This window comes from Algoriphagus boritolerans DSM 17298 = JCM 18970 (assembly GCF_900108085.1).
Classification (GTDB): domain Bacteria; phylum Bacteroidota; class Bacteroidia; order Cytophagales; family Cyclobacteriaceae; genus Algoriphagus; species Algoriphagus boritolerans.
In genome coordinates, this window is sequence record NZ_FNVR01000017.1 from 10,212 (window position 1) to 23,326 (window position 13,115).

The following is a 13,115-nucleotide window of genomic DNA, read 5'->3' on the forward strand; positions in this document are numbered from 1 at the left end:
CGGGTGAAACCCGTGGATTCGTATTTTATTGGGCAGCACCCACAACCCCGACAGGGGTTGAACTAATGAAAAGGTTATCACACATCGTTTATAAAAAGATGCTACCCATTTGGGGTTATCCTACTGGAAAAACACATCTAAGCTATTAACCTTTCATCCTTTCGGGATTTAAAAGCCAATATGGCTGAAATTAGTATACCATAGATTGGGCCTACATGCAAGAAAACCCCGAAAGGAGTGATATAGATTTTAAAATCGATTTCCCTTCCCCTCCCTCAAACTTGGCTTTTCTTCTTCTTACCCCTACCTTTGCCAATCTTAAAACTCGGAGGCAGTTCGGGTTTTTTCATTGAACCCAAGCCAAGTATTCCATCTTAACACATCCCGTGATTTATTCAGCTAGTATTCCGCTGAAAAACAAAGAATTAACAATCAATTATGATTTCAGTAGATAATCTCTCCCTCAAGTTTGGTAAGCGAACCCTCTTTGATGAGGTCAGCCTCAAGTTCACGCCCGGCAATTGCTACGGGGTGATCGGTGCCAACGGCGCGGGAAAATCCACCTTTTTGAAAATCCTTTCCGGGGAAATGGACTCCACCTCCGGTTCGGTCAATATCACTCCAGGACAGCGGATGGCGGTGTTGAGCCAAAACCACTTTGCTTTTGACGAAGTCGAAGTCCTGAAAACCGTGCTCATGGGTCACAAGAAGCTCTATTCGATCATGACGGAGAAGGACGCACTTTATTTAAAAGAGGACTTTTCTGAGGAAGATGGTCTGCGAGCTTCTGAATTGGAGTCTGAGTTTGCCGAGATGGACGGATGGAATGCTGAATCCGATGCCGCTTCCCTGCTTTCGGGTTTGGGGATCTCTGAAGACTTGCACTACCTGCCGATGAATCAGTTGGCCGGTAATCAGAAGGTAAGGGTTCTGCTGGCACAGGCGCTTTTTGGCAATCCTGATATCCTGATCCTCGATGAACCTACCAATGATCTCGATGCAGATACCATCGAGTGGCTGGAAAACTTCCTGTTGGACTTCAAAAACATCGTGATCGTCGTTTCTCACGACAGACACTTTCTGGATATCGTGTCCACCCATATTGTGGACATTGACTTCGGCAAAGTCAAAATCTACTCCGGTAACTATACCTTCTGGTACGAATCTTCCCAACTCGCGCTCAAGCAACGCTCTGATTCCAATAAAAAGGCAGAAGAGAAGCGCAAGGAATTGCAGAATTTCATCGACCGATTCTCTGCCAACGTAGCCAAGTCCAAACAGGCCACTGCCCGTAAGAAAATGATCGAAAAGCTCAATATCGATGAGATCGAGCCTTCTTCCAGAAAATATCCCGGCATCTTGTTTAAGCCGGAGCGGGAAGCGGGAGATCAGATCTTCATGACTGAAAATCTGGAATTGAAAGCTGATGGGGTAACCTACTTTACCGACGTAAATCTCATGGTGGACAAAGGCGACAAAATCGCTTTTATCTCTAAAACCAAGCAGGCGGTCAACAAATTCTTCCAGACGATCATGGAAGAAATCCCGGCAACCAAAGGATCCATGAAGTGGGGCGTAACGATCAACAAGGCCTATTTGCCAAATGATAACTCCAAATACTTTGAAACAGATTTGAACCTGATCGACTGGCTAAGACAATACTCCACCAATCAGGAAGAAGCCTATGTACGGACTTTCCTGGGTCGGATGCTTTTCACAGGAGAAGAAACACTAAAAAAGTGCACCGTACTCTCAGGAGGTGAGAAAGTCCGCTGCATGATCTCCCGAATGATGCTCCAGAATCCGAACCTACTTGTCATGGACGAACCAACCAATCACCTCGACTTGGAATCGATCACGGCTTTCAACAATGCCATCATTGAATTTCCCGGCACGGTGCTCATGAGCTCTTATGATCACGCATTTGTGCAATCTTCAGCAAACCGTATTGTAGAATTCACGCCAAAAGGAACCATCGATCGCAGAATGCCATACGATGATTACCTGGCAAGTGAAGAGATTAAAGCCATTCGGGAGAAAATGTATGGCAAAAGCTAACGGGTAAGAACTTGCTGCTCACTGCAATTATCATCTATTTGGCAATTACAGTTGCTGTGGGAGCTTGGGCTTCCAAGTTGGTGAAGAATTCCAATGACTTTGTGCTGGCAGGGCGATCCCTGCCACTTTTTCTTTCTGCCTCTGCCCTTTTTGCGACTTGGTTTGGATCGGAGACGATCTTTGGTGCCTCCTCGGTATTTTTGGAAGAGGGACTTCAGGGCGTGATGGAAGATCCCTTTGGAGGAGCGCTTTGTCTGATCCTTTTTGGCATGTTTTACCTTCGTCCGATGTATCGGATGGGCGTTTTGACCATCGGAGACGTGTTTAAGAAGGCTTTTGGAAAGCAAGTGGAGTTTTTTGCAACCCTTTTTATGGTTCCCGTATTTTTCGGATATGTAGCGGCACAGCTTGTGGCCTTGAGTTTGATTTTTGGGACGGTCACCGAATTGAGCCTTTTGCAGGGTATCATTTTATCAGCGGGAATTGTAGTGATTTATACCTTTCTCGGTGGGATGTGGGCGATTTCCATCACGGACTTTATCCAGACAGCGATGATTGTAATCGGACTGCTTTGGGTGACGGTCATGATCAGTCAAGAAGCCGGTGGAGTAAATGAAATCCTATCCAAAGCTCCCGAGGGAAGTTTTCAATTCTTTCCTGATGCGGGGTTTACTTCTTGGTTGAATTATTTTGGAGCATGGATTATTTTAGGGCTTGGTAGCATTCCCAGTCAGGACATTTACCAGCGGGTGATGTCAGCCAAATCCGAAAAAGTCGCCGTACAGTCCACCTACCTCGCCGGAGGATTTTACCTGACTTTTGGGCTTTTGCCCTTATTTATTGCACTTGGCGCAAAAGTCCTTTATCCCGAACTTTACCTCGAAAACAAGCAGATGCTGCTTCCTTCGATGGTTTTGGCCCATGGGGGTTTGCCTGTTCAGATCATTTTCTTCGGAGCTTTGATCTCTGCGATCATGAGTACGGCAAGTTCAGGTTTGCTTGCACCGGCCGCTTTGATCTCTGAAAATCTGATTCGACCCATTTTCAGGAAGAAACTCAGGGATTTTCACTTTCTCTGGATTTTGAGATGTAGTGTCGTGTTTGTCGCGCTTGTTGCGACCTACATGGCCTCCCGGGATTCCAATATTTACGAACTCGTGGCAGGTGCCTCGATTCTGCTGCTTGTTTCTTTGTTTGCACCGTTGACAGCAGGACTTTATTGGAAAAAAGCCTCCAAAACAGGGGCGCTCCTCTCCATGTTTATCGGTATGAGTGTGTACTGGATTTGCGATAATCAGGAATTGGCGATTGAATCACATGTTTTTGGTCTTTTGGCCAGTATCTTTGCGATGGTGGCGGGAAGCTATCTTTTCCCAAACAAGCCCGAAGAAACTTATGAGTTATCCTAAAATAATCCTCCAACGGGGGAAAGAGTTTTCACTTCAGCGTCGCCATCATTGGGTGTTTTCCGGGGCTATTGCCAAAGCAGATCCTGGACTGGAAAGTGGAGATTTGGTGACTGTTTTTTCTGCGAAAGAAGAATTCCTTGGCATCGGTCATTTCTCTCAGGGTTCCATTATGGTTCGGATCATTTCTTTCGAGGAAAGAGAAATCGATCAGACCTTTTGGAATGATAAAATCGCCTCAGCTTATGAATTAAGAAAAAGCCTTGGACTCACTGATAATAAGCAAACTAATGTCTTTCGATTAGTCCATGGTGAAGGGGATTTGCTTCCGGGTTTGATTGTGGATTTTTATAACGGAACGGCTGTCATTCAGGCACACCACATCGGAATGCACCGACACATCCCTGAGATTTCGGCTGCACTTCAGGTGGTTTTGGGAGAAAAACTCAAGGGTGTCTACGACAAGAGTGCAGAGACACTTCCCAAGAATCTCGGCATTGCATCCAATGAGTGGGTTTGGGGAAAAGCAGAAACAGACCTCGTTCAGGAGTACGGAGCGAGCTATCGAATTGATTGGGAAAAAGGCCAGAAAACCGGCTTTTTCATCGATCAGCGGGAAAATAGGAAACTGGTTTCGACTTATGCCAAAGGGAAAAAGGTGCTGAATACCTTTTGCTACTCCGGAGGATTTTCTGTGTTGGCATTAAATGAAGGCGCTTCGGAAGTTCACTCGGTGGACATTTCCAACAAAGCCATTGCACTCACCGAGCAGAATGTGGCCTTAAACCCAGGCTTCACCGGAAAGCACGAATCCATTGTGGCTGATGTGGTTAAGTACATTCGCGAGATCGGCGATGACTTTGATCTGATTGTCTTGGATCCACCGGCTTTTGCAAAAAATCTCAAAGCCCGACACAATGCAGTCCAAGCTTACAAGCGACTGAATGCGGAAGCGATCAGGAAAATAAAACCGGGAGGAATCATCTTTACCTTTTCCTGCAGTCAAGTGGTCGACAAAATTCTCTTTGCGCATACCATCGCAGCGGCGGCTATGGAGTCAGGGCGAAAAGTAAAAATCCTGCACAACCTCTCCCAACCTGCCGACCACCCGATCAATATTTTCCATCCGGAAACGGAGTACCTAAAGGGCTTGGTGCTATATATTGATTGAGATTTTAAACAAATAAAGGGCTTCCCTATTTTCTTTTGCATTATTTTCACCCAACAAATCATATCAACATGTATACCGGACTCCAACATTTACACTCTGGAATAGCCTATCTCGCCTTAGCTGCGCTGGTTTTAGTCATTATTTACGCATTAATCGGTTCGCTTTCCGGTAGAGAATTCACCGAAAAAGATCGAAAGATTGCCATGATTGCATTTATCATTTCCCATATTCAGCTGTTGGTGGGTTTGATACTGTACTTCGTCAGTCCGGTTGGATTTTCACTGCTTACCGCTGGCGGTGCGATGTCTGATTCAGCGGCAAGACTGACAGCTCTGGAGCATCCGCTGATCAATATTTTAGCAATTGTGATCATCAGTGTAGGTTACATCAGGTCCAAGAAAATATCACTTTCCCGCGGGAAATTTCGAAGCATTTACATGATGTATGCGATTGGTTTTGTATTGATCCTGAGTAGAATTCCCTGGGCCAACTGGTTGAATTGATTCAATCCCAAACTCCTTGAAATCCGGTTAACAGCCGGATTTTTTTTGGATTTTAATAGACATTTTCCCTAGGTTGCACCTGTGGCTATTGAAAGGTTCGACCTCTTAGTGGTCATTGCACAGCATTCACACCTTAACTCAGGAAAAATCCCAAACCCTGCATCATCGGTCATCCAACATCCAGCATAAACCACTCAACACCTTTTGCAACTTTGTTTCAAAAACTCTGGTTTAATTCTTTTGCAGCAATTACTTTTGCAACCGTGTTACACTATCGAGTCATTCTTTTTCTAGCAGCATTCGCGTTCATTGCCATTGAATCCTATGCGCAACAGTGCAATCTTATCCTCAGAGGAAAAGTTTTGCACCAAGAGAATGATAATGCGATCGAGGCTGCTTATGTGTGGATTCTAGAAACGAGAACCGGTGCTGTCTCTGATCAAAATGGAAATTTCGTCGTCAGGGATCTTTGTCCCGGAACCTACACCGTTACCATTCAATTTTTGGGACATAAGGAAATCCGGCAAACGATCAATCTGACAAGCAATACCACTTCGCAAACCTTCCGAATGGAGGAAGAGTCCTTTGAACTGGGAGGCGTGGAGGTTCATGGGCATCAGGAGGCCATCCAAACCACCACTGCTGTCAGTTCACTCTATGGAGACGCCTTGCTTCAGTCCCGGGGTGAAAGCTTAGGGGAAAGTTTAAAGCGCATTGCGGGGGTAACGACTTTTTCTACGGGAAATACTATCTCAAAGCCGGTCATTCACGGTATGCACAGCAATCGGATTATGATCCTGAACAATGGAATCCGACTGGAAGGACAGCAATGGGGAGCAGAGCATGCGCCGGAGATAGATCCTTTTCTAGCTGATGAAATCACGGTCATCAAAGGTGCAGAGACCGTCAGATTCGGCCCTGAAGCGATGGGGGGTGTGATCCTGGTCAATCCTCCTTCCCTACCGACTTCCAAAAAACATGTCACAGAAATCAACCTGCTCGGAGCAACTAACGGTCGAATGGGTAATATTTCGGCTTCCCATCAGGGCGGATCTAAAAAAATAAAAGGATTGGGATATCGCCTTCAGGGCTCGGCCAAAAGAGCGGGCAATGTGCGGTCGCCTGGATATTTTCAGGCCAATACGGGGATGTCGGAGTACAACTTTTCAGGATCTGTAGGCTATAGCTCCAAAAAACTCGGAGTGGAAGCTTACTACAGCTTTTTCAACACCGAACTCGGCATCCTGAGAGATGCGCACACAGGAAACCTCAGCGATCTAACAGAAATCATTGAAAATGGCCGGCCATTTTCAAATCCGGAGTTTAGCTACCAAATCAACAATCCCAGGCAAGTAGTCGCACATCACCTGGCCAAAATCAAGTCACATTACCACCTGAATCCAGAGTGGAAACTCAACTTTCAGTACGGTTTCCAGCTCAATAATCGGGAAGAATACGATCGGAGAAGGGGGGATTTGAATGCCAGACCCAGCCTGGATCTGCAGCTTTTCACCAACACGATTGACCTGTTTTTGGATCATAATCTAAAGTCCAATTGGAGTGGTTCCTTTGGTGTCAATGTGATTCAGCAGGCCAATAACAACATCCCCGGTACCGGCGTGACTCCGTTGATTCCCAACTACGACATGTTCAATGCCGGCCTCTATGCCATGGAAAAGTACCTAAAAGGTCCATTGGAAATAGAAGTGGGTGCGCGATACGATTACAGGACATTAAGCGCTGCAAGATTTGTGCAGGGAGAATTACAGGAAGCTGATTTGAGCTATCAAAATTTCTCAGCATTTGCAGGAGGATTATATCAGTTGAGCCCAAATTTCGCATTTACAAGTAATCTGGGTACGGCATGGAGACCACCGAATGTGAATGAGCTCTTCAGTCAAGGGCTTCATCATGGAGCCGCTGCGGTGGAAATAGGAGATCCAACTATGGTATCGGAGAATTCTCTCAAATGGGTCAACGGACTGGAATATGAATCTGAAAAAGCATTGGTGGAATTCACTGCCTACGCCAATCAGATCAAAAACTACATCTACTTAAGTCCGACCGGGGAAACCTTTGTCTCCCTTCGTGGTACGTTTAATGTGTATGAGTATCTGCAGGCAGATGCGTTCTTCTATGGGTTTGACCTGTCTGGCAGCTATACCTTTTCAGATCGACTTAATGGCTACCTGAAAGGATCGATCATTCGAGCCAAGAATACGGATGAGGGGAATTATTTCCCTTTTATTCCTTCGGACAGAATGGATTGGGGATTTTCTTATGCATTGGGCAGGGAATCAAATCCAAACTCCGATCGAATCACAGTAGGAAACCTAGTGGTAGCCAGACAAAAACGGGAACCTGATTTTGATTTGGCAGCAGCTCCACCTGCTTATACTTTATTTAATTTTGGCTATCAAAAAAAAATACAAGTATCTAAAAACCAATTGAATATTGGATTTCAGATCAATAACCTATTCAATACCGAATACAAGGAATACATGAACCGGTTTCGCTACTTCTCTGCTGATATGGGGCGCAATTTCTTAATCAAACTCAACTACAAATTCTAACCAATTAAACTAAACTATCAATTTTAACAATTAAAACGATGAAGGATTTAAGAAAATTGCCTATTTACCTGTTTGGTGTTCTTGCCCTCGGATTTGCATCCTGCGAAAGTAATGATCCCGAGGAGGAGAATGACGGTGAAGTAATCACTGAGGTAACATTGAATTTTCAGGAATTAGACGCAACTGGCAATCCAATGGGATTGGTTACCTCATTCAAAGCAAGTGATCCTGAGGGGATCGAAGTGGGCTCTTCACCAATCATCCAGCCTGTTACGTTGACAAGAGGAAAAACTTACCGAATGACAATTGCAGTCTACAACGGCATTGAAGATGAAGACATCACAGAGGAAATTCTAGCAGAAGCAGATGTGCATCAGTTCTACTTTCTTGGATCGGCTTTCACAAGTAACATCCTTTCTATTTCCTATGACGACCCAAGTGGAGATTTGATTGGGTTGCAGAATATCCTTAGCGTCTCCTCCTCTCCAGGAACTAACAACACGCAAATGCAAGTAGTATTGAGACATGATCTCGACAAAAACTTCCCTGGCGCGACCAACCCTAATTTTGCCAATTTTGTTCAAGCTGGAGGAGAAACAGATCTGGATATCACTTTCCCAGTTGTGATCAATTAATCCGAATTCGAAATAAACAGAAAAGGCAGCTCAATTGGGCTGCCTTTCTTGCTTCATCTATTTTTCAGGTCAATAGCCTTTATCGCAAATAGCAATCTTGGAAGGATCAAAACCCAGCTCGGAATTAAAGTTTGACCCTACATTTCCAGCGACTAAAATCACCTTATAGTCTGGACCCTCACTTGCTAAATGTACTTTGACATGTCCATCGAAATTTTGGAATGATTCAAAATCCAACCTGCTTCCATCCGAAAGTTCTTCGATTCGGGTCGCAGATCTCAAACTCATTGAGTTGACAGGATTCAACATTACCGCAATTGGCGCATCAGGAGTATCATAGCTTCCAAAATGCAAATGCGCCGGAAAATTTATGCTAGCGTTCCGTGACCCTTCCCAAATAAGTTGGATATCCAACTCTATTTCTTTATTTGGATATTCACGAATGGTTAAAATTCCCGTATAGTCAAATTCACTCGATTGATGTAGTGTGTATTTGAGTTCTCTTCCAGTATAGTCGATAGGTTCATTTATATCTCTACAGGAAGCAAGCCCCATTGAGATCAATAATCCAAAGAGTAACTTTTTCATTTGTATGGAGTTTGATGAAGTAACGAAAAGCTTCCGCTTCCTGTTTTATTCGGATTTAAATTTATCATTTTCAGGCATAAACTTGGTGTCCAAAGTCACCAATCCCACAATTTTCCATTCTTCTTGAACCATGAAGCACTTTGCCGAACTGATCACCAAACTCGACCAGAGCAATAAAACCGGCGACAAAGTGGATGCTTTGGTTGATTTTTTTGAGAAATCAGCTGACGAGGAGAAGACTTGGGCCGTCGCAATATTTTCCCATCGTCGTCCAAAACGGCAAATTTCCACCAAACAGCTTCGGGAATGGTGCCAGGAACTCGCCCAAATCCCAGATTGGCTTTTTGATGAATCTTATCATGCGGTCGGAGATTTGGCAGAGACGATTGCCCTGCTTCTACCATTACCCACTTCGGAAAATGATAAGAACTTGAGTCAATGGATCTGTTTTTTACAAGAGTTAGAAAAGCTTCCTGAACAAGCCAAAAAGGAGAAAATCCAAGCGGCTTGGTTTCAATTGGACCGAACCGAGCGCTTTATTTTCAATAAACTCATCACTGGAGGATTCCGGATTGGAGTCAGTCAGAGTTTGATGAGTCAGGCACTCGCCAAAGTACTTCAACTCGACAAGTCCAATATTGCACATGCCCTGATGGGAAATTGGGATCCCCGGCAGGTCAGTTTCTCTGCTTTGTTTGACGCTCAGGAGCTGAAGCTGGACAGTTCCAAGCCCTATCCGTTTTTCCTTGCTCATCCGCTGGAAACCGATCCTCAAGAATTGGGGGATATCAGCGACTGGCAAGCCGAATGGAAATGGGATGGAATTCGCGGACAGCTCATTCGCAGAAATGGGGAAACCTTCCTTTGGAGTCGGGGTGAGGAATTGGTCAATGACAAGTTTCCGGAACTGCTGGAACTAGCAGAATCTCTCCCCAACGGCACGGTGATCGATGGGGAAATTATGGCGTTTCGGGATGGCGAACCCCTGCCCTTTTCACTCCTTCAAACTCGGATTGGAAGAAAAAACCTCAGCAAAAAACAGCTCCAAGAAGCTCCGGTCAGCCTTTTGGCATATGACCTTTTAGAATTTGAAGGAAATGATATTCGACATCTTCCGATTCAACAGCGCCGAAGTCATTTGGAACGGCTTCATCAAGCATTTCCGCATGAGCGATTGCAACTACCTCACTTGATACAAGCAGCCTCCTGGGAGGAATTGAGACAAATCCGTTCCCTTTCCAGAGAACATTTGGCCGAAGGCCTGATGCTAAAACGAAAAGACTCCAGCTACGAAGCGGGAAGAAAGCGTGGCGGCTGGTGGAAATGGAAAATCGAACCGCTGACCATCGACGGAGTAATGATCTATGCCCAAAAAGGCCATGGACGACGGGCAGACCTGTACAGCGATTATACGTTTGCGGTTTGGGAAGGAGATAACCTAGTTCCTTTTGCCAAAGCATATTCTGGACTTACCGACGCAGAGATGCGGGAAGTGGACGCTTTTGTGAAGAAAAATACGCGAGAACGCTTTGGTCCAGTCCGCACGGTAAAAGCGGAACTGGTTTTTGAGATTGCCTTTGAAGGAATTCAGGACAGTCCCCGTCACAAAAGTGGGATTGCACTGCGGTTTCCGCGAATATTGCGCTGGCGCAAAGACAAACCCAAGGAAGAAGCCAACACTTTGGATGATCTGAAAGCCTTGTTGAAAACCTATGGAGGATAAGCGACTTGCGGTCGGATTGGACTATTTTGAGAAAAAGGGCTGGACTCCTTTTCCCTTCCAAATTGAGACTTGGAAGGATTATTTGGACGGAAAATCCGGACTGCTCAATGCGCCTACAGGTTCGGGAAAGACATTCGCCCTTTGGTTTCCTGTCCTTTTGGAATACATCCAAAAAAATCCCCATACTTGGCAAAAACCTCAAAAAAACGGAATTCAACTGATCTGGGTCACCCCGCTTCGAGCTTTGTCCCAAGACATCCAAAAAGCCATGCAGGAAGTCTGCGAGGTGATCGGACTACCCTGGCAAGTGATGGTAAGAAATGGGGATACCGACACCAAAACCCGGGCTGCAATGAAGCGAAATCCACCCGAGTGTCTAATCACCACACCTGAGACACTGCATGTCCTGATCTCCCAAAAAGACCACAAGGATTTATTTCAATCGATCCAAGCAGTTGTCGTGGACGAATGGCATGAATTGGTGGGCAATAAGCGTGGCGTGCAGGTGCAGTTGGCTTTGGAATACATTCAGTCGATTTGTCCCGGGACTTTTAGAAGGTGGGCTGTTTCGGCGACGATAGGTAATCTACAGGATGCTTCCAAGGCGCTTTTGGGAGAAAATCTCCCGCTGCATATTGTGAAAGCCAAGGTTGCGAAAGAGATTTTGATCCGCTCCGTTTTCCCGGAAGAAATCGAAAAATACCCTTGGCACGGTCACTTGGGCATCCGCATGATGGATCAGGTCATTCCCATCATTGAGGCAGGACGGACTGTTTTGCTTTTCACCAATACCCGCTCTCAAACCGAGATTTGGTATCAAAAAATACTGGAAGCCCGACCCGACTGGGCGGGTTGGATTGCGATGCATCACGGTTCGCTGGACAATTCTGTCCGAGCCTGGGTCGAAAATGCGCTGCATGAAGGGAAATTGAAACTGGTTGTGTGTACCTCAAGCTTAGATTTGGGAGTGGATTTTAGGCCTGTTGATCGGGTGATTCAGGTAGGCAGTCCAAAAGGTGTCTCGCGCTTTGTCCAGCGTGCAGGTCGGGCAGGCCACCAACCGGGTTTGCCCTCTGAGATCTTTTTTGTTCCGACCCATTCCCTGGAACTCATCGAAGCTGCTGCGCTACGTGATGCCATTGAAAAGGAAGAAATGGAGTCCCAGTTTACGCCACAGTTGCCTTATGATGTGCTGATTCAATTTTTGGTGACGCTGGCAGTAGGTAACGGGTTTGACCCGGATCAAATTTTTGCAGTTGTGAAGCGTGCGGCCTCTTTTTCCCAACTTACCAAGGAAGAGATGAACTGGATGATGGACTTTATCACCAAAGGAGGAAATTCGCTGGGCAATTACGAAGACTTTTTGAAAGTCAGTCTGGATGATGACGGATTGTACAAGGTCAAAAGCAAGCGAATTGCGATGAAGCATCGGCTGAGTATGGGTACGATTGTCTCCGATGCGATGCTGAAAGTGAAGTTTAAAAACGGTGCTTACCTCGGGACAGTTGAGGAGTATTTTATTGCAAAAATGAAAATCGGTGATCGCTTTTTCTTTGCCGGAAGACCTTTGGAATTAATTCAGGTCAAAGATTTGAATGCTTTTGTCAAACTCTCCGAAAAGAAAACCAGCAATGTGGTCAGTTGGATGGGCGCAAGAATGTCCCTCTCCTCCATGCTTTCAGACAAGATTCTACAGATTTTTCAGGAATACAATTCAGGAATCATCAAATCCGAGGAAGTGAGAAGGGTTTTACCGATTCTGGACCTACAGGATAAGCTCTCCATTGTGCCGGATCAGAACACCTTTTTGATTGAATCCCATCGAAGCAAGGAAGGCTATCACCTGTTTTTCTATCCATTTGAGGGGCGCATGATGCACGAGCTGATGAGTGCCTTGATTGCATATCGCATTTCCCTGAATTTCCCGATTTCATTCAATATGGCGATGAATGACTATGGGTTTGAGTTGCTGACTGACTCAGCAATAACCGCTGAAGACATCTTGGAAGAGGACATTTTCTCCATGGAAAATATCGAAGAGGATATACTTCACTGCGTGAATGAAAGTGAAATGTCACGTCGGAAATTTAGGGAGATCGCCAGTATCGCAGGGTTGGTGTTTCAGGGCTATCCCGGCAAGCCCATGACTTTTAAGCACATTCAGGCAAATTCCGGATTGCTTTATCAGGTTTTTGAGCAATACGATCCGGATAATCTTCTGCTGAAGCAAGCCAAGCAGGAAGCACTCAATCAGCAGATGGAGCAGGACATGTTTTATCAGGCATTGCGAAAGCTCAATCAAAAAAAGATTGTGGTCAGGCATCCGGTGCAGTTTACGCCGTTTTCTTTCCCGATCATGGTAGACAGACTCAGCCGAACCAACATTTCTTCCGAAACAATAGAGGATAAAGTGGCTAAGATTATGGCGCAGTTTGAGGTGATCGATTAAAAAATTTGA

9 protein-coding genes are annotated in these 13,115 nt (G+C 45.4%); 8 read left to right on the plus strand and 1 reads right to left on the minus strand.

Going from position 1 to position 13,115, the window contains the following annotated elements; genetic code table 11:
- Nucleotides 1–438 precede the first annotated feature (438 nt).
- The 6 genes from C4S61_RS14125 to C4S61_RS14150 all read left to right on the plus strand — a co-directional run bounded on the left by C4S61_RS14125 (nucleotide 439) and on the right by C4S61_RS14150 (nucleotide 8,346).
- Nucleotides 439–2,058 carry an ABC-F family ATP-binding cassette domain-containing protein gene (locus C4S61_RS14125; RefSeq protein WP_103925463.1) on the plus strand — a complete coding sequence of 540 codons (1,620 nt, stop codon included), beginning with the start codon at nucleotides 439–441 and terminating at the stop codon, nucleotides 2,056–2,058.
- An 11-nt stretch (nucleotides 2,059–2,069) separates the two neighbouring features.
- A complete protein-coding gene (locus C4S61_RS14130; RefSeq protein WP_103925464.1) occupies nucleotides 2,070–3,467 on the plus strand; it encodes a sodium:solute symporter family protein in 1,398 nt (465 codons plus the stop codon).
- Nucleotides 3,454–4,635 (plus strand): class I SAM-dependent rRNA methyltransferase, encoded by a 1,182-nt coding sequence (locus C4S61_RS14135; protein WP_103925465.1) that lies wholly within the window; start codon nucleotides 3,454–3,456, stop codon nucleotides 4,633–4,635. The genes C4S61_RS14130 and C4S61_RS14135 overlap by 14 nt, the downstream gene beginning before the upstream one ends.
- Nucleotides 4,636–4,703: 68 nt before the next feature.
- Nucleotides 4,704–5,138: a hypothetical protein gene (locus tag C4S61_RS14140; RefSeq protein WP_103925466.1), complete on the plus strand. Its 435-nt coding sequence runs from the start codon at nucleotides 4,704–4,706 to the stop codon at nucleotides 5,136–5,138.
- Nucleotides 5,139–5,350: 212 nt separating this feature from the next.
- Nucleotides 5,351–7,711 (plus strand): TonB-dependent receptor, encoded by a 2,361-nt coding sequence (locus tag C4S61_RS14145; protein WP_235009997.1) that lies wholly within the window; start codon nucleotides 5,351–5,353, stop codon nucleotides 7,709–7,711.
- Nucleotides 7,712–7,749: 38 nt separating this feature from the next.
- A complete protein-coding gene (locus C4S61_RS14150) occupies nucleotides 7,750–8,346 on the plus strand; it encodes a hypothetical protein (protein WP_103925467.1) in 597 nt (198 codons plus the stop codon).
- 69 nt (nucleotides 8,347–8,415) lie between these two features.
- Here the strand turns inward: C4S61_RS14150 and C4S61_RS14155 are convergent, their stop codons facing one another.
- The gene (locus C4S61_RS14155; protein WP_103925468.1) at nucleotides 8,416–8,934 is read right to left on the minus strand and encodes a hypothetical protein; all 519 of its coding nucleotides are present in this window, start codon (nucleotides 8,932–8,934) and stop codon (nucleotides 8,416–8,418) included.
- A gap of 130 nt (nucleotides 8,935–9,064) precedes the next feature.
- Between C4S61_RS14155 and C4S61_RS14160 the strand changes: the two genes are divergently transcribed.
- Entirely contained in the window at nucleotides 9,065–10,657 is a 1,593-nt protein-coding gene (locus tag C4S61_RS14160) for an ATP-dependent DNA ligase (RefSeq protein ID WP_103925469.1), read from the plus strand.
- A complete protein-coding gene (locus C4S61_RS14165; protein ID WP_103925470.1) occupies nucleotides 10,647–13,106 on the plus strand; it encodes a ligase-associated DNA damage response DEXH box helicase in 2,460 nt (819 codons plus the stop codon). Before C4S61_RS14160 ends, C4S61_RS14165 begins: the two co-directional genes overlap by 11 nt.
- The last annotated feature ends 9 nt before the right edge of the window (nucleotides 13,107–13,115 follow it).